Source organism: Nitrospirota bacterium, assembly GCA_016235245.1.
GTDB lineage: Bacteria > Nitrospirota > Thermodesulfovibrionia > Thermodesulfovibrionales > UBA6898 > UBA6898.
In genome coordinates, this window is sequence record JACRLO010000010.1 from 57851 (window position 1) to 75866 (window position 18016).

The 18016-nt window shown below is 52.2% G+C and carries 17 protein-coding genes; 11 read left to right on the top strand and 6 right to left on the bottom strand.

The genetic code is table 11. From position 1 onward, the window contains the following. Positions 1-166 precede the first annotated feature (166 nt). Positions 167-1072, bottom strand: coding sequence for a signal recognition particle-docking protein FtsY (ftsY, locus tag HZB31_04990; GenBank protein ID MBI5847295.1), 906 nt, complete (start codon positions 1070-1072; stop codon positions 167-169). Positions 1073-1192: 120 nt separating this feature from the next. Here ftsY and HZB31_04995 point away from each other — a divergent pair, with 120 nt between their 5' ends. The 5 genes from HZB31_04995 (at position 1193) to HZB31_05015 (ending at position 7987) form a co-directional block, all read left to right on the top strand. Continuing rightward, the gene (locus HZB31_04995; GenBank protein MBI5847296.1) at positions 1193-2605 is read left to right on the top strand and encodes a hypothetical protein; all 1413 of its coding nucleotides are present in this window, start codon (positions 1193-1195) and stop codon (positions 2603-2605) included. Between the two features lie 141 nt (positions 2606-2746). Beyond that, the gene (locus tag HZB31_05000) at positions 2747-4822 is read left to right on the top strand and encodes a DUF1926 domain-containing protein (GenBank protein MBI5847297.1); all 2076 of its coding nucleotides are present in this window, start codon (positions 2747-2749) and stop codon (positions 4820-4822) included. Further along, positions 4819-6483 carry a VCBS repeat-containing protein gene (locus HZB31_05005; protein ID MBI5847298.1) on the top strand — a complete coding sequence of 555 codons (1665 nt, stop codon included), beginning with the start codon at positions 4819-4821 and terminating at the stop codon, positions 6481-6483. The genes HZB31_05000 and HZB31_05005 overlap by 4 nt, the downstream gene beginning before the upstream one ends. 9 nt (positions 6484-6492) lie before the next feature. Continuing rightward, complete coding sequence (locus tag HZB31_05010; protein MBI5847299.1) at positions 6493-7206, top strand: isoprenyl transferase; 714 nt, start codon at positions 6493-6495, stop codon at positions 7204-7206. Then, on the top strand, positions 7196-7987 hold the full coding sequence (locus tag HZB31_05015; GenBank protein ID MBI5847300.1) for a phosphatidate cytidylyltransferase: 792 nt from the start codon (positions 7196-7198) through the stop codon (positions 7985-7987). Before HZB31_05010 ends, HZB31_05015 begins: the two co-directional genes overlap by 11 nt. An 83-nt stretch (positions 7988-8070) precedes the next feature. Here the strand turns inward: HZB31_05015 and HZB31_05020 are convergent, their stop codons facing one another. Both HZB31_05020 and HZB31_05025 read right to left on the bottom strand, forming a co-directional pair. Continuing rightward, positions 8071-8361, bottom strand: a complete 291-nt coding sequence (locus tag HZB31_05020; protein MBI5847301.1) for a HigA family addiction module antidote protein — start codon at positions 8359-8361, stop codon at positions 8071-8073. Positions 8362-8373: 12 nt separating this feature from the next. Further along, positions 8374-8652, bottom strand: a complete 279-nt coding sequence (locus HZB31_05025) for a type II toxin-antitoxin system RelE/ParE family toxin (GenBank protein MBI5847302.1) — start codon at positions 8650-8652, stop codon at positions 8374-8376. A gap of 469 nt (positions 8653-9121) precedes the next feature. Between HZB31_05025 and HZB31_05030 the strand changes: the two genes are divergently transcribed. From HZB31_05030 to mfd, 6 genes are read left to right on the top strand one after another with little or no spacing between them, the layout of a single operon-like run. Next, a complete protein-coding gene (locus HZB31_05030; GenBank protein MBI5847303.1) occupies positions 9122-10276 on the top strand; it encodes a 1-deoxy-D-xylulose-5-phosphate reductoisomerase in 1155 nt (384 codons plus the stop codon). Then, a complete protein-coding gene (rseP, locus tag HZB31_05035) occupies positions 10273-11352 on the top strand; it encodes an RIP metalloprotease RseP (GenBank protein ID MBI5847304.1) in 1080 nt (359 codons plus the stop codon). The genes HZB31_05030 and rseP overlap by 4 nt, the downstream gene beginning before the upstream one ends. A gap of 2 nt (positions 11353-11354) precedes the next feature. Next, positions 11355-11762 (top strand): YbgC/FadM family acyl-CoA thioesterase, encoded by a 408-nt coding sequence (locus HZB31_05040; GenBank protein ID MBI5847305.1) that lies wholly within the window; start codon positions 11355-11357, stop codon positions 11760-11762. Continuing rightward, positions 11759-12205 (top strand): NUDIX hydrolase, encoded by a 447-nt coding sequence (locus tag HZB31_05045; GenBank protein MBI5847306.1) that lies wholly within the window; start codon positions 11759-11761, stop codon positions 12203-12205. Before HZB31_05040 ends, HZB31_05045 begins: the two co-directional genes overlap by 4 nt. A gap of 1 nt (position 12206) precedes the next feature. Further along, entirely contained in the window at positions 12207-12665 is a 459-nt protein-coding gene (gene rfaE2 / locus HZB31_05050) for a D-glycero-beta-D-manno-heptose 1-phosphate adenylyltransferase (GenBank protein ID MBI5847307.1), read from the top strand. Positions 12666-12670: 5 nt separating this feature from the next. Further along, a complete protein-coding gene (gene mfd, locus HZB31_05055) occupies positions 12671-15841 on the top strand; it encodes a transcription-repair coupling factor (GenBank protein MBI5847308.1) in 3171 nt (1056 codons plus the stop codon). Positions 15842-15951: 110 nt separating this feature from the next. Here the strand turns inward: mfd and HZB31_05060 are convergent, their stop codons facing one another. The 3 genes from HZB31_05060 to HZB31_05070 form a co-directional block, all read right to left on the bottom strand. Continuing rightward, positions 15952-16332: a hypothetical protein gene (locus HZB31_05060; GenBank protein ID MBI5847309.1), complete on the bottom strand. Its 381-nt coding sequence runs from the start codon at positions 16330-16332 to the stop codon at positions 15952-15954. Positions 16333-16347: 15 nt separating this feature from the next. Next, positions 16348-16752 carry a hemerythrin family protein gene (locus HZB31_05065; protein ID MBI5847310.1) on the bottom strand — a complete coding sequence of 135 codons (405 nt, stop codon included), beginning with the start codon at positions 16750-16752 and terminating at the stop codon, positions 16348-16350. A 108-nt stretch (positions 16753-16860) separates the two neighbouring features. Then, a complete protein-coding gene (locus HZB31_05070; GenBank protein ID MBI5847311.1) occupies positions 16861-17931 on the bottom strand; it encodes a response regulator in 1071 nt (356 codons plus the stop codon). Positions 17932-18016: the final 85 nt, after the last annotated feature.

The window sequence follows — 18016 nt, forward strand, 5'->3', positions numbered from 1 at the left end:
ATTTGATCTACGAGCCGATTTCACCATTTGAGCTTCTGAGGAAAGTGAGAGAGGTGCTCGATGAGGATACGGTATAAGAGGCCTCTGTCGCTTTCTCTGGCGTAGAGGGCTGGGTTTCATGCTATCGGTATTTCAGCGTGAACATGTGGAAGCCGGTCCGAACATATCAGTCAAAGAGCGCTTTTACGAACTCAGCCGGTTCGAAGTCCTGGAGGTCTTCAACTTTTTCACCCACGCCGATCAGTTTGACCGGGATATTCAGTTCTTTTTTGATGGCAAAGACAATGCCGCCCTTGGCAGTGCCGTCAAGCTTGGTCAGCGCAATTGCGGTCACGCCGACCGCTTCGTTGAATAGCTGGGCCTGCCTGAGCGCATTCTGGCCGTTTGTGGCATCAACCACGAGCATCACCTCATGCGGAGCACCCTTGAGTGCCTTGTCGCAGACGCGCCGCACCTTCTTCAGTTCTTCCATGAGCGGACTTTTGGTATGCAGACGGCCTGCCGTATCGATGATCACAATGTCAGTGCCCCGTGCCTTGGCCGCCTCGATAGCATCAAAGGCAACTGCCGAGGGGTCTGATCCGCTCTGGTGTCTGACCACCTGGGCGTCCGTCCTTTTACCCCAGATCTCAAGCTGTTCGATTGCCGCGGCCCTGAACGTGTCGCCGGCAGCAAGCAGAACGGAATACCCCTGGTCCCTGAACCTGCTGGCGAGCTTGCCGATGGTTGTTGTCTTGCCGGCGCCATTAACGCCGACGGTGAGGATCACAAACGGTTTTTCTCCGAAGGCCACCAGCTTCTGGCCCGAGCCCAATATGGCCGAGAGCTCTTTTTTCAGGAAATCCCTGACGGTGCCTGATTCGCCAAGCTCTCCTTTTCTGACCTTCTCCCTGAGATGCTCTACGATCTCGGAAGCGCTGCCTGCGCCGATGTCGGCAAGTATGAGGGCCTCTTCCAGTTCCTCGAGGGTTTCGCTGTCTATCGCCTTTCCCCTGAAGATTGACTCTACTTTTTCGACAAAGCCCTGCTTGGTCTTGGTCAGTCCCTGCTTAAGACGGTCAAATAATCCCATATATCACCTCTGTGTCTTTGAATAATGAAAACGTGGATAGAATAGCAACTTGACCGGTCTCATTACAAACAGTGAAAGCGTTGCAGGTATAATACCCTCATGCAGAATTATTATCAGTTCATGATTCCGAGGCTAAACGGACAGCAGATCAAAAAGAACTTCTCCCGTTATCGTTCACTGGTCAGAGAGGGTGTTGCAGGTTTTATTGTCTTTGGCGGTGAACTCGAGACGGTGCGGACCTCTGTCGCAAGACTCCAGGAAGAGGCAGAACTTCCGCTCATCATCTCCTCAGATCTTGAACGCGGTCTGGGGCAGCAGTTGAAAGGCGGAACGGTCTTCCCTCCGGCCATGGCGCTTGGGGCTGCATATAAGAACATTACAGCGGCCAGCGGCCAGCAGTCTGCGATAAAACTTCTGAAAAAATCATTTAAGGCGGTTGCAGAAGAGGCGGACTATGCAGGGATAAACACAATCTTTGCGCCTGTACTCGATATCAATACGAATCCGAAAAACCCGATCATCGCCGTAAGGGCATTTGGCGAGGACCCTGCGACCGTCTCTTTCTTGGGCATCGAAATGATCAAAGCTCTCCAGAGCAGGGGCATTGCAGCCTGCGGCAAGCATTTCCCCGGTCACGGAGACACTTCGGTCGATTCCCATATCAGGCTCCCGGTTCTGCATCAGGAGATGAAAAGGCTGAGGAGATATGAACTTGCACCTTTTGCAAAGGCCATAGAGGCAGGGGTCAGGATGATCATGCTGGGCCATCTGAGTGTGCCTGCACTCGATGCCTCGGGGACGCCGGTCTCTTTTTCAAAAAAAGCGGTGCAGTTCCTTCGAAGCGACATGGGATATGACGGCCTGCTTGTTACGGATGCGCTCAATATGGGAGGCATCGGCAACTTTTCGGAGGAAGAGGCGGCGGCAATGGCACTTCAGGCAGGAGTCGATATCCTGCTTCATCCCTCGGATGCGGATAAGCTTGCAGCGCATCTTCAGAGAATGAAACCATTATCTGATCCGACGAGACTGCTCAAATTCCGGAAAAAGTTGAAGCCTTTATCTTTCCGCAAGGAACCGTCATTTGAATCCCATGCCCGCCTGTCGCAACAGCTTACAGAAGATGCGCTTACTGCCTCACGGCGCGTCAGCATCAAGGGAACGCCGCTGCTTGTCATCCTGAATGATGATGAAGATGACAAGGGGATGGTCTTTGCAGATCATCTGAAAAAGCAGTTCCCTGAAATGCGTATCTTCAGGTTAAAGTCAGGCATTGATTGTAAAACGTTCAAAAAAAGACAAGACGAGTTTTTGATCGTTGCCATATTCTCAGAGACAAAGGCATGGAAGGGCGGTGCAAGCAGCTGGCTTTTCGATGCGATCAGGTCCTTCAGTCCCGGGGCAGACCTTTTCATCTCCTTTGGCAGCCCCTATCTCCTTGAGGAGGTCGGAAAAACTCCCTGTCTCTATGCATACGGGGATGCCGGGCAGCCGCAGGAGGCCGTAGCAGGATTGCTGGCAGGGACCCTTTGATGCCCGTCAGCCAGATGGCCGGGTTCTTTCACCGTAGTGCCTGTTTATGGTATATTGGTGAGCAAAAATCCATGACCTGCCCGCTGCCGGAAACAGTATTATTTTATTCTCTGGCGCAGGGCTTGAGCGGATAAGGAGCAGATGTCAAAACTTCATCTTATTCTCGCATTTCATAATCATCAGCCGGTAGGGAATTTCGACCATGTGCTTGAGGACTGCTACGCAAAGTCCTATCTGCCGTTTCTCGAGACCCTGCTCGGTCATCCGAAACTGAAGGTAGTGCTCCATTATTCGGGGCATCTTCTGTCGTGGATGCGTGACCATCATCCTGAGGCGATAGAGATCCTCCGTAATCTTGTCAGGGAGCAGAGGGTAGAACTGCTTTCCGGGGGTTTTTATGAGCCGATCCTTACGGTGCTGCCTGAAAAAGACCGTCCGCTCCAGGTAAAGGAGCTCTCCCGATTTATTGCAAAAAATATCGGACTGAGGCCCAGGGGCATGTGGCTTGCCGAGCGTGTATGGGAACCGCAGATGCCGAAGTTCATTGCAGAGGCGGGTATCGAGTATCTTCCGATTGACGATTACCACTTCAAGCTTACCGGGCTTGAGGACAAGGACCTCCTTGGCTACTACATTACCGAGGAAGACGGCAATATCGTGAGCGTTTTCCCTGGCAGTGAAAAACTTCGCTATCTGATCCCCTTCCGGTCTGTTGAAGAGACCATTGCCTATTTCAGGGAGATATCGATGCGGCAGGGCAATCCGCTTCTGACCATGGCTGACGACGGCGAAAAATTCGGCGTCTGGCCCAACACGTACAAGCACTGTTATGAAGACCGCTGGCTTGACCGGTTCTTCACCGCGCTTGAGGACAACAGCGACTGGCTTGAGACGACGACCTTCAGCTCATACTACGAGAGGTTCCAGCCCCTCGGCAAGGTCTACCTGCCGACTGCTTCGTACCGGGAAATGGGGGAGTGGACGCTGCCGCCTGAGGGGGCGATCGAATATGAGCAGGTCCTTGAACTGCTCGAAAAAAGCGCAGGAGACAGGGCAAAACAGCTTCTGCGGGGCGGCATCTGGCGGGCATTCTTTACGAAATATCCTGAATCAAATCATATCCACAAGCGGATGCGCATGATCAGCCAAAGAGTCCATGAGGCAAGCAGTACCAACCCGAAGAAGGGTAAAGCGGCGCTCGCCGAGCTCTGGAAGGGCCAGTGCAACGATGCATACTGGCACGGCATCTTCGGGGGTCTGTATCTGCCGCATCTGAGGTCTGCGCTCTACCGGCACCTTCTCCGGGCCGAGACGCTTGCCTGCGATATCCTTAAGGACTATAAACAGAATGAGAAGGGCGATTTTGACTGCGACGGTTTTGAAGACGTCCTGATCGGCACAAAGAGCACAGTACTGGCTGCAACGGAACGAGGCGGGAGCCTGACCGAGCTTTCGCTCAGGAAACAGTCGGTGAATATTCTCGATATCCTGACGCGGAGGCCTGAGGCATACCATGCAAAGGTGGCTCAGGCCTCTGAGGCGGTCGCTGGCGGCACAAAGACCATTCATGATCAACTGACGGTGAAAGAGGAGGGCCTCTCGGAATATCTCGTCTATGACAAACAGAGGCGGGTATCGCTTCTCGACCACTTCCTGCCGGCAGAGACAACGCTCGACGCCATGGCAGGCTCCAGCCATGAAGAGCTTGGTGACTTTACCACCGGAATATATTCCCTGACCAGGTCATACAAAAAGGGAGATATCAGCCTTGTCATGGGCCGCGAGGGTGTTGTGGCCGGCAACCGGGTTGATGTACGAAAGAAGATCGACCTTACGCATGAGTCGCGCGTTGAGCTGGAATACCTGCTGAAGGGGACCTTTGGCGGTCTTTTTGCCGTGGAGATGAACCTGTCCCTGTTAGGCTCGCCCTTTGCTTTGATACGGGTTGGCGACAAGACTCTTCAGGCCCGCTCAAAGGCCGTGCATGAGCGTATCAGGGGGTTTGTGGTTGAAGATACCTTCCTGAAGCTCCGGCTGCAATTCAGCTTTTCGGAAGATATACAGCTATGGCACTATCCTGTCGAGACGATCTCCCTTTCAGAGCAGGGAGTAGAGCGGCTGTATCAGGGCACCGCACTGCTGTTTGTTCTGCCGATACCGTGCCTTGACAGAAAAATAGTTACCTGCAGGATTGACCATGGGGAGGAACCAGCGTGAAAAAAAGTGTTCTGTTTGTATTGGTATATATTGCCGTGATGTCATCACTCGTCTTTGGCGCCGAGGACCCGCTGATTAAACTCACCACCGAAACGCTTCAGTTTTTTAAGCCGGCAAGCGGCAAGGTCGTGAGCGTTGAGGGAGGTACTTTCGCTGCTGAAATGAATGCGAAGGAAGGGCTCAGGGCCGGTATGCGGCTCAACATTCTCAGGGAAGGCGAGCCCTTCAGACATCCGGTGACCCGTGAAATCCTGGGCAGGGTTGAATCACAGGCAGGCAAGGCTGAGGTCAGGACTATTCAGGGCGACCAGGTAAGCGGAACGATTGTTGACGGAACTGTCCGTGTCGGCGACAGACTGAGGCTTTCTGAGACAAAAGTAAAAATGGCCTTTATCCAGGACAAGACCGTAGATTGGTATCTCGGTGATGACCTGTACCGTAAGCTGAAGGCTACGGGGCGGGTCGAGATGGCTGACACGGCCCTTGAAACGGGCGACGTCAGGAAGGCTGTCGAAGAGGCGAAACGACTGAATGCCGAGGTTGCCGTTGTGCTTACGGCAAAGGAGGCTGATAAGGGCACGCTGCTGAGGGAGCAGGCATTCTGGGCCTCTGACGGCGTGAAGTTCTATGATTCGGAGATCAAGGTCGATATCTCGTTTACCAAGGACCTCAAGCTGGGCGGAGAATATTTTGGCGGTATGTCGGGCGAGGCTCTCTTTCGGTACGACCTTCCTTTTGGCGCACGCTTTGTGGTGACCGGAGACTTTGATGGTGACGGCAAACAGGAGATTGGCCTGAGTACGGGAAAAGACCTGCGGACCTATATGCCGGGCGTTGACTTAAAACCCCTCTGGGAACTGAAAGGCCAGGTTTCTGAGGAGCACCTCTGGGTAGATGCCCTTGACCTTAACCGCAACGGCAGAGATGAACTGATCATTACCTCCATGAGAAACGGAGAGGTCTATTCGACCATTTATGAGCTTGACGGAGCTGAATTTAGGAAACTCTGGGAAGGCAGGTTCTTCCTGCGGAAATCCGGCTCCGGCCTGATCGGGCAGAAATACCTCCCGGATGAAGGATTCGATGGCAATGTCTTTACGGTCACATGGGATGGAAGCACATACAAGGCCGGAGAGAAACTTAACCTGCCCAAGGGGGTCAATATCTATGACTTCATTAATCTTGAAGGAACTGGCAGTGAACGCCATGTTCTTGCCTACGACGAGAAGGGCTTTCTGAACGTATTTAATGACAACGGCATACGGATATGGAAAAGCAGCGTGAGCGCCGGGGCCTTTTCAACGACCTTCACGAAAAAATCTCCTGCTTCCTATATCCAGGAAACAGAGTGGTCGATCAAGGACAGGCTCATATCGAGAAACAAAGACGTTCTGGTTGTCCAGAAGGTCCCTTTTGCCGAGATGGCAAAAGGGCTTGGAGTCAAGAAGTCCCTGATCAAGACCTATTGGTGGTCAGGTTTTTCGATGGAAGAGAGCGTCTTGCTCGACAATGTCCCGGGGACGCTATTCGATTACGCACTTGCCGGTGACAAGATTGTCGTCCTTGCGAGTCCGTTCCTTGGCGTCAAATTCGAAAACATTCTGAAAGGGGAAAACCCTCTCGGAACGCTCATGTACATTTACTCTGCCAAGGGGAAATAGACCTTGGACCTGCACGGAAGGATACCCAGCCATGTAGGCATTATCATGGATGGCAACGGCAGATGGGCTGAACTCAGAGGTCTGCCGCGCATCGAGGGCCACCGCAGAGGTGCAGAGCGGTCCCGCGAAGTCATTGATCTGTCTCTTGAACTCGGCATCAAGTGTCTGACCCTGTATGCGTTTTCGACCGAGAACTGGCAGAGGCCGAAGGAAGAGGTCTCTATGCTCATGAAGATATTGGAGTTCTATCTGAAAAATGAATTTGAAACCCTTATCAGCAAGAATGTTGTCTTCAGGGCGATTGGCGAGACCTGGCGGCTGCCTGACAATATTCAGAACCTTATCAGGGAGACCGAGTATAAGACGAAACATAATAGCGGGATGAACCTGGTTGCCGCGCTCAGCTATAGCGGCAGAAGTGAGGTCATCAGGGCCGTCCGAAAGGTGATGAACTCCTGCTCGAACCCGATTGAACTGACGGAAGAGGATTTCGACTCATACCTTGATACCGCAGGCTTGCCGCACCCTGATCTGATCATCAGGACAAGCGGCGAACGGCGGCTCTCGAATTTTCTGCTCTGGCAGGCAGCCTATGCAGAACTCTATTTTACTGACACCCTCTGGCCCGACTTTGACCGGGAAGAGTTCATGCTGGCGATCCAGGACTTTCAGGGAAGGGAGCGCCGTTTCGGCAACATATCCGGGAGGGCCAATGCATCTTAAGCGCCTGATCGTTGCCTTGGTTCTGGTGCCTGCTCTGTATCTCTATACCATGCATCTGCCGCCGCAGTACTACCTGTTTCTGATAACCGCAGTCTCTACTGTTGCGCTTGCAGAGTTCTATGCCATAGCCGGCATTGAAGGGTCCCTGAAGTATTCGGGGCTGTTCTGGGGTGCGGCCCTTCTTGTCCTGCAGTTCTTTGCGCGGGAGTTATTTATTGATGCGCTCTTTATTGCGGCCCTTGCGATGCTGACCCTGCGGCTCTTTCTGAAAAGGGACTCAGCCGGTTCTGTCAGGGAAGCGACTGCCGCAATCTTTGGTCTCCTCTATATACCGGGGCTTCTGTCATTTCAGCTGGACATTATCAAGGCAGGCGCCCCGCTCCTTGTGATGCTCTATGCGGCGGTATGGGGTTCAGACAGCCTGGCGCTTTACATCGGCAAAAGCCTCGGCAGGAGAAAGCTCTATGTCGAGATAAGCCCTAACAAGACGGTTGAGGGGGCGGTCGGTTCATTCCTCGGCGGCTTCATCGGGGTAATGCTTATCAGGTTCACACTTCTTCAGACCATGCCCCTTCTGACTGCCACGCTGCTTGGGGTCGCGGTGAGTGCTGCGGCTATTATCGGCGATCTGGTCGAATCCATGTTCAAGCGTGACGCCGGCGTAAAGGATTCCAGTTCGATTGTGCCGGGTCACGGCGGTTTTCTGTACAAGATCGACAGCGTCACCTTTGCCGGTCCTGCCTTCTACTGGTGCTGCCTTTTTCTGCATGTGATCAGGTAGCGCAAAACTCCCCTTTGCGGGATGAACGCGAGAAACAATCTCCGGGTAATACATCATGATTGTGCCATGAGTATCGTACTATTCTATGCAGCTACAGGATGAAGAGAGGCCTTCAGGGATTTGCGCATCTTGGCCATATGCCACAGATCGTAAGCAGTCTGCATATTCATCCATGTCTGCGCTGTTGAGCCAAAGACTATTTCGAGCCTCAGCGCCATTTCAGGGGTTATTGCTCCATGACCATTAACGATCTTCGATACGGTCTTGCGGGTCACCCCAAGCAGCTTTGCTGCTTGGGTTATGGAAAGGTTAAGAGGTTCCAGGCAAAGCGTCTGAAGGACCTCTCCGGGGTGCGGCGGATTATACATCTTCATATAAATACCTCCTCAATGGTAGTCTTCATAATTCACAATCTCTGCATTACCTCCGGTAAAACGGAAGGTAACTCTCCAATTTGCCTGCACGGTAACAGACCAGATGTCTCTTTGCTGTCCTTTGAGGCGATGCAGTTTCAGGGACGGCAGGCTCATGCATTCTACAGAGTCAGCAGCTTCAAGCACGGCCAGTATGGATTTCAACCTATTGGCATGGATTGCCTGAATGCCGGCAGTGCTGCCCGTTTGGAAAAACCGCTCAAGCCCTTTGTGACTGAACGATACGATCATGGTTTAACTGTAACCGTAAGGGTTACAGATTGTCAAGAGCCATTCCCGAAGACGGTCGCGTGCGTTCCCTGCGGGAGCATCTGGGGGGACTGCGAAGCTATCCGCTGAATTTGCAGGTGAGTTTGGATGCGGGGAGTGATGTGTGGCAGGCTGCGTCATTTTACAATAGGCCAATGATTTAAATAAAAATATAGGGGACTAAACATGGAGATCATTCCGCAACAGCTTATCGAAAGCAAAATATATCTGCTCAGCGGATCGTTGAAAAGCATAACCCCTTCTCACCTCCCCTTATCTTCACCAACAGTAGGTGCCTTAGGCAGTGGAGGAAGTAATCACGGGGAAGGCCAACTGCAGGTCTACACTCCGGAGTCTGTTTTTTGCCGGCAGTTATGAAGCGCCCTTGAGGAATTGCTGCTCAGTCAGGAGAAAGATTAAACCGTCCCTTTTTTTGTATAATAAAAAATCTATGAAACGAATAACGATCCTCGGGTCAACGGGCTCGATCGGCCAGAGCACCCTCGATGTTATCTCCCGAAACCGTTCAGACTACAGGGCAGTTGCGCTTGTTGCAGGGCGGAACATCGATCTTCTTGAAGATCAGATAAGCGCTTTCAACCCTGAAGTTGTGGCCGTGGCAGACGAGAAGATGGCAGAGACGCTTTCGATGCGGGTGAAGGGGACAAAGATCCTTTTCGGCCCTGACGGCATCAACCAGGCTGCTGCTCACGAAACGGCAGACGTCGTGATCTCGGCGATTGTCGGTTCTGCCGGGCTTCTGCCGACGCTGACGGCCATACGTGCGGGAAAGGACGTCGGCCTTGCCAACAAGGAGGCCCTTGTCATGGCGGGAGGCATCGTCATGGCTGAGGCCAGAAAAAATGGGGTCAGGATCATCCCTGTTGACAGCGAACATTCGGCAGTGTTCCAGTGTCTGGAGGGACGGAAGAAAGAGGACCTCAGGAAGATTGTGCTGACTGCTTCGGGCGGCCCCTTTGTGAACAAGGTAAAGGACGAGCTTGAGGATATGACTGCAACAGACGCACTTAAGCACCCAAACTGGTCCATGGGCAGGAAGATATCGATCGATTCTGCAACGCTGATGAACAAGGGGCTTGAGGTCATCGAGGCCTGCTGGCTTTTTGATATTTCCCCTGATCTTGTTGATGTGCTGATCCATCCCCAGAGCATTGTGCATTCGATGGTAGAGTTCCGGGACCGGACCTTTCTTGCGCAGCTGTCAATGCCTGATATGCGTGCGCCGATCGCGTATGCGCTTTCGTGGCCCGACAGGCTTGATCTCCCCATCCAGAGCCTTGAGCTTGACAGGATCGGTCAGCTCACGTTCAAAAAGCCTGACCACGACAGTTTCCCCTGCCTTACGTATGCCTATGAAGCCATACGGCAGGGAGGGACAGCACCTGCCGTACTCAACGCTGCCAACGAGGTGGCTGTCCATGCATTTCTCGATAAAGCGATAGGTTTTAATGATATTCCTGCTGTCATCAGGAAAACGGTTATGGCGCATAAACGCATTGCGCAGCCGTCTCTTGATGAGGTGATCGCGGCAGACAGATGGGCGCGGCTGAAAGCCGGGTCCCTTATGAAGGAGATACAGCAATGATGTTCGTTTACGCGGTGGTACTGTTGGGCATCCTCATCTTTGTGCATGAGTTGGGCCATTTTATCTTTGCGAAGTCCCTGGGCATAAAGGTGCTTAAATTCTCATTGGGCTTTGGACCGAAACTGATCGGCAGGAAATATGGCGAGACAGAATATCTGCTCTCTGCATTTCCCCTTGGCGGGTATGTGAAGATGTTGGGCCAGTCCGATACGCCTGACGAGGAAGAAGTGATTTCCGAGGAAGAAAAACATAGGGCTTACAATTTTCAGCCGATCTGGAAACGGTTCTGCGTGGTCTTTTCCGGGCCTTTTTTCAACCTCTGCTTTGCCGTGCTCATCTTCTTCCTGGTCTTCATGAACGGTGTGCCGTATATGCTTGCCGAAGTGGGCACGATCACCCCGGATTCTCCCGCAGCCAAACAGGGGCTCACGAAAGGGGACAGGATTATTGAGGTCGATGGCCGGCGGATCCTCAGGTGGGACGAAATGACCGAAATCATCCATAAGCAGCCGGGCAAAGAGATGGCGGTAACGATCGACAGAAACGGCAGTATCATCACCGTGACGGTGAAGCCGGAGAAAAAGATGGTCAAAAACCTCTTTGGCGAGGATAAAGAGGTTGGCCTGATCGGCATAACGCCTTCAGGGAAAACCGAGATGAAGAATGAGGGTGTTGTCGGGGCCTTTTCGCTGGCTTTTTCCCGCACCTGGGATATTTCAGTTTTGACGCTCCTTTCGATGGTGAAACTGATTCAGAGGATCATCCCTGCCGATACCATCGGCGGCCCGATCATGATATTTCAGATGGCAGGCCAGCAGGCCAGCCAGGGCGCCATGAGTTTCTTCACCTTCATGGCAGTGATCAGCATCAATCTCGGTGTGCTTAACCTGCTGCCGATCCCTGTGCTTGACGGCGGTCATATCCTTTTTATGGGCATCGAGGCGATCAGAAGAAAGCCGCTCAGCGATAAGGTGATCATCATAGCCCAGAAGGTCGGACTGGTATTGCTGCTGAGCCTCATGGCCTTTGCCTTTTACAATGACATCGTTCGTATTATTACGGGGAAAACGTTCTGAGCATGACCCATATTCTCAAGATCAGGATCTATTACGAGGACACCGACTGCGGTAATGTCGTCTATTATGCGAACTACCTGAAATATTGTGAACGTGCCAGGACAGAGTTTCTTGAGTCAAAAGGCATAGGCATGAAACAGCTTATTGAAGACGGCATATTTTTTGTCGTGGCCGAGGCTTCCCTAAAATACCTGTCACCCGGCAGATATGGCGACATCCTTGCCATAGAAACGACGATTGACCGGGTAGGGCCTGCTTCCATCAGTTTTAACCATGAGATAAGGCGTGACGCAACAGGACAGCGGCTGGTCCAGGCAGCCGTGAAACTCGGCTGTGTGAACCGGGACATGAAGCCTTTGCGGCTGCGGCAGGATATCATGAACGCCGCAGCGGAGGAAGGACAGGCATGATCAGGCCTTCTTCGTTGATCAAGCAGACATCTGCAGGAGGCGTTATCTTCAGGAAGGCGGAAGGCGGCGTAGAGGTGGCCCTTGTCTCTGTCAAGGGGGGCAAGGCATGGTGTCTTCCAAAGGGTATTGTCGACAAGGGGGAGACGCCTGAGATGACTGCGGTCAGGGAGGTCAGGGAAGAGACGGGATTGACCGGCAGGATTGTTGATAAACTTGGCGACATCAACTACTGGTATTTCATTAGGGGCGAGAATGCGAAATGCAGGAAGACGGTCTCCTTTTATCTCATGGAGTATGTGGGGGGAGAAACATCGGACCATGATGATGAAGTGGACAGCGCCGAGTGGCTCTCGTTTGGCAGCGCCTTTAAGCATATAACGTACAGGGGCGACAGGTCGATCCTGGAGAAGGCGTTTGCGGCGCTGAAGGAACTGCATACCTGATATGAAAAAAATACAGAGCAGGCAGGCCATCAGAAAGATATGCGACAGGCTCAGGAAAGACGGCAAAAAAATTGTCTTTACGAACGGCTGTTTTGATATCCTGCATGCCGGTCATGTGCGCTATCTGAGTCAGGCAAGGAAGTTGGGGGATGTTCTGGTCATCGGACTTAATTCTGATGCGTCTGTTTCCGGCATCAAGCCGGGACGGCCGATCAATACGGAAAAAAATAGGGCAGCGGTTCTCTCGGCTCTTGCTTCTGTCGATTATGTGGTGATCTTTTCTGAGAAGACCCCCTACAATCTTATCAAGTCAGTGAGGCCTGAGGTGCTTGTGAAAGGCGGAGACTGGAGGCGTGAGGAGATCGTCGGCTCGGACATTGCAAAAGAGACCCTCAGCCTTCCTTTTGTCAAAGGGCTTTCAACCACCCGGATCATCGAAAAGATTCTCAGATCAGCGTAGCACCCTTGAACCTCCATTCATTTCTGAAAAAACGATTCCTTCCCCACTTTGAGGACTGTGACCGCATCTATAATCTCACCGGTTCATCCGCGGCAGTTTTTCTTGCCCTTGCTCCCGGCCCCTTTGTTGCCATCGAAAAGGACAGCCAGAGCGCAGAGGTGCTGAAGAAGGATATTGATTTCTATTCGAAGCTTTGTCTGCCCAGGCAGGTCCTCTGTATGCCGGAGGCCGAAGGGCCTGAACTGGCAGGTGAACGTGCAGGGATCATACTTAATATGGGGACTGAGGATTCCCTTGTCACGTCGTTTCAGAACCTGCATGCAGGGTTCTGGGACAGGGAGCTGCTGGATGAGCAGCTGCTCCGGGTGAGGCTCAAGGCACAGCAGGAGCGGTCGGCAGTTGAAGGGGCCCTCCTGGACCTTGGCTACCGGGCTGTTTCGATGGTAATGGAAAAGGGACAGTACAGCCAGAGGGGATGGATCATTGACGTATTCCCTTCCACGTCGGAATATCCGGTTCGCATTGAGTTCTTTGGCGATGAGATAGAACAACTGAGAATGTTCGACGTTGACAGCCAGAAGTCAGTAAAAGACGTTGATGACATCACCATCTTCCCTGCGCAGGAGCCTGAACTGAGCTGGGGACTTAAAGATATTGCGGGTGACCGGCGCTGGTACTGCCTTTTCACGCCAGATGAGAAAGAGCTGCTGCCCCCGCAGACAACCTTTCTGTCACGCTATTCCTTTGAATCCGGGAGCCTGCCTGACGAGACGTCTGATGAGGGACTGTCTGCAATGCGCCAGACCGACGCCGGACTCTTTTCGGTGAGCGGTCTGGGTATTCTGCCCCAGGAGAGGAAAAGTCTTGAGGCATTGCCAGAGACCATAGCCAGGATCGCGGAGCAGCAGAGAGTGATGATCTTCCTGCCGTCTGCGGGTCAGGCAGAGAGGCTGCGTGATCTTTTCAAGGAACAGGAGATCGAACTGCCGCGAGTTTCGATGCAGGACCTGCCTGCTTTTGAGGGCGGACTTTCGGTGACTGAAGGGAAGCTCTCTTGCGGCCTTCATATGGAGGGGCTGCTTATTCTGACCGAACGGGAGATCTTTGGTGAGCGCCGCGCGTACCGCCAGCAGAAGCGGTCAAAGGTCGCAAACCTTCTCGCCTCCCTCGACGATATTGTCCCGGGAGATTTCGTTGTGCATCGTGACCACGGGGTCGGCAAATTCTCGGGCATTGTCAGAAGGCAGAGCGGTTCAACAGAGCTTGAGCTGATGCAGCTTGAATATCAGGACGGCAGACTCTATATACCCATCCAGAATATCGAGGCACTCTCGAAATACCGCTCTGAAGAGGGTGTTGTGCCGAACATGGACAAGCTTGGCGGCAAAACCTGGGAAAAGAAAAAGGAGCGGGCGCGAAAAAAGGTCCATGAGCTGGCCGAAAAACTGGTTGCCCTGTATGCAGGCAGGAAGGTTGCCCGTGGCTTTACCTTTACCTCGGACACTGAGCTGCACCGGGAGTTTGACGGCTTCTTCCCGTATGAAGAGACGCCTGACCAGCTGACCGCCATTGCAGACATCAAGCGCGATATGGAGTCGGAGAAACCGATGGACAGGCTCCTGTGCGGCGATGTGGGATATGGCAAGACCGAAGTGGCAATGCGCGCTGCCTTCAAGGCGGTATATGATAACCGTCAGGTGGCAGTGCTGGTGCCGACGACGATCCTTGCAGAGCAGCACTACCGCAATTTCCGTGAGCGGTTCTCGGGCTTTCCGGTCAGGATCGACCATGTCAGCCGGTTCAGGTCGCGCAAGGAGATCAATGACACCCTGAAGGCGCTCTCTGCCGGCGAGGTGGATATCGTGATCGGCACGCATGCACTCCTTTCAAAAAAACTCGAATTCAGCTCCCTCGGCCTCCTGATCGTTGACGAGGAGCACAAGTTCGGCGTAAGTCAGAAGGAGAGGATCAAGGAGCTTGCGCGCAGTGTCGATGTGCTGAACATGACTGCAACTCCTATTCCGCGCACCCTTCATATGGCGCTCTCCGGCATCCGGGAGATCAGTGTTATCGAAACACCTCCTGAGGAGCGGCTTGCGGTCAGGACGACCGTGACCGTATTCAATGAGAGCCTGATCAAGGACGCCATAAGCAGGGAACTTGAACGAAACGGACAGGTCTTTTTCGTGCATAACCGGATCAGCGATATCTACAAGATCGGCCAGCGCATTCAGATGCTTGTGCCTGAGGCCCGGCTTGCCATAGCCCATGGCCAGATGCCGGACCGGGAGCTTGAAGATATTATGCACCGGTTCTTCGAGATGGACGTCAATATCCTGCTATCAACTTCCATTATCGGGTCCGGGCTGGATATCCCGAGGGCCAATACGATCATTATCAACAGGGCTGACAAGATGGGGCTGGCCGACCTGTATCAGCTCAGGGGACGAGTGGGCAGAGGCAATCTGAGGGGATACGCCTTCTGTATTATTCCGGGAGAATCGCTGATGAGCGATGAGGCCAAGAAGCGGCTTCAGGCCCTGCAGGAGATGAGCTACCTCGGCGCAGGCTTCAGGCTTGCCATGAAAGACCTTGAGATCCGGGGAGCAGGGAATATCTTCGGTCCCGAGCAGTCAGGCCACATCCATGAAATCGGGTTTGACCTGTATATCGAGATGCTTGAAAAGGCCGTTGCCGAACTGAGGGGTGAAGATATCAGGGAAGAGATTGAGCCGGTCATTGACCTCAATATCTCTGCGTACATCCCCGAGACCTATGTCGAGGATGTGATGATCAGGATGGGTCTGTACCGCCGCATTTCATCGCTGAAGACAGAAAAGAATGTCGATGAGCTGGGCGAAGAGCTGAGGGACAGGTTCGGCAAGCTGCCATTGGAAGTATCTCATCTGCTTGCGGTTATGAGGCTCAAACTTGTTGCCCGGGAGCTTATGACCCTGAAGATACAGACCGTTCAGGAACGGGTGAGAGTGTTATTTTCTCCAGACACACCTGTGCAGCCTGAGATGGTCTTTAACCTGCACGGACAATGGCAGGGCCGCATGAAATTTCTTCCTGACGGGTTTGAGATCGACATGAAGAAGCGGGATACGGACACCATGCTCACCGAGATCTATCAGGCTGCTGACACGCTCAGGCAGGGTTTGACGGTCTTATGAAGCTTTTGTGTCCTCTCTGAACCTCGCCTGTTCCGATACAGATCAGAGGCTGATAGCCGGCATGCGAAATGTTTTCAATGCCGACGACTCCGGAGAGCCCGAGGCGCGCCCTATGGTCCGCTGCCGGGATTTTTGTCCAGATATTTACAGAGGACTTCGGCAGTGAAGGGTTTTATGACAAGGCCCTGTACCAGTTTTTCTTTTATGATCGCGATAATTTCTTCCTTGTTTTCAATAGGCGGTACAATAAGTATGGTCTTCAGTCCGGGTTTTTTATCTTTTATTCCCTCGAGGTAGGCTGTAATCGAATCATGGGACAGGGTTGAATCAAGAATCAGCAGGTCCCAGGCATCAGGGCTGTATTCGTTTTCAAAATTCACGGTCGAACGGAACGTCGTAATTTTATAGTCCTTATTGAAGTCTTTTAATATCCATTTTATAGACTGCATGACATCGTCCTGAACACAGATGCAAACCGTTGGGTCAGACATAAGTCACACCCGTATTCATGTCGGAATTCCCTGTCTTTGAACAAAAGGCTGAAATTTCTTGTCAGTGACCATGATATGATTTTTCAGCCAGTTCACCAGGAATTCGAGCACCTCTGGCCCTACATTTTTATTGTTTTTGTTCAGGTCTTCCAATAGATCCAATGTTTTTGACGTAAGATTAAGATGCTCAGTTCTGTGCTGGGCATATTCAGGATAATTATATTTTTCCATGAAGGCCTCTTCGGCAAAAAAGTGATAGACCGTATAATTTACTAACTCAGTAAGGACCTCGCCAGTGACTTCTCTGCCCTCTCCTGCCTTCAAAGATGCATGAAGTTTGTTAATGAGCGCAATAATTCGTTTATGATGAGTATCGAACTCTTCAATCCCCACGGTCATATCTGTTTGCCACTCAATCATGTTTGCGCTATCCATAAACTGGTCGTTGTACCTGCCTAGAGTATAGCGCTGCGCCGGGGTGCTGTCAATAAAAGAGCTGCGTCAATGGCAGGCAATCAGGAGCAGATATCAATACTGATTTGCCAGGAATATTTCATTAAATTGCGGCGCTATTTCGACGAATACGGCAAGCACTTCAGGATCGAATTGGTCGGGAACGGTCCTTCCGTCGCCTTGTATGATGATGCTGCACGTCTCCTCATGGCTTAAAGCAGGCTTATAGGGCCGCGCATTTCTGAGTGCGTCATAATGGTCGGCCAGCATGACTATTCTCGCCTCTATCGGTATTTCCGTATTTTTTAATCCGCTTGGATATCCCAGGCCATTCCATTGTTCATGATGACCCAACGCGATGGAACTTGCCATCTGAATCGTGGGATGAGATGAGTCGGAGAGTATTTCATGTCCCATGACCGTATGTTCTTTTATGATGTCGTGCTCTTCTTTCGTGAGCGCCCCTTTTTTTAAGAGTACCTTGTCGGGTATGCCGATCTTTCCAATGTCATGCAACGAACTGGCAACGGCGATGGTTTCGACAAAATCCTTATACATATGCATGGCCTCGGCAAGACGCCTCGAGTATTGACCGATTCTTGCGATATGAGCACCGGTATAATTGTCCCTGGATTCCGCAACAGCTGAGAGGCGTTGTATCAGTTCCAGACTCAGTTTCGTGGCCATCATGGCGGTATCTTCCAGTTCCCGGGTCTTGCGTAAAACGGTATCTTCCAGGTCGATCATGTAATTCTTTTCAGTCTCAAGCAGCCGTCGGCGTTCCAGCCCCCTGTTAAGGGCGCTGATCAGGTATTCGCGGTTGAGCGGCTTGGTCAGAAAACTCAGCGCACCCTTATTGATAGCTTCTATTGCGAGATCAAGATCAGCATTGCCGGTCATGAGGATGACCGGTATTTCGGCATTCAGCCTGCGAATATCATGGAGCAGTTCAAGTCCCGAGACGTCAGGCATCTTGATATCGGTCAACACCACAGCGATTGGTTCCTGCCGAAGGCAAGACAGAGCTTCCGCTGCATTTTCGCAGACAAGAGCGGCAAATCCATGTTTTTTGAGCAGCGCCGAAAGATAGGCGAGAATATTGGGGTCGTCATCGACGACAAGAATATATTCCTGAGCTAAGGTCATGGATCGGTCTTCCGGTGTTATTGGTGTCTCTGATTATATGTTGCTATTCGTGAAGTTTTTTTGGCACTATGTACTTTTATCAGAC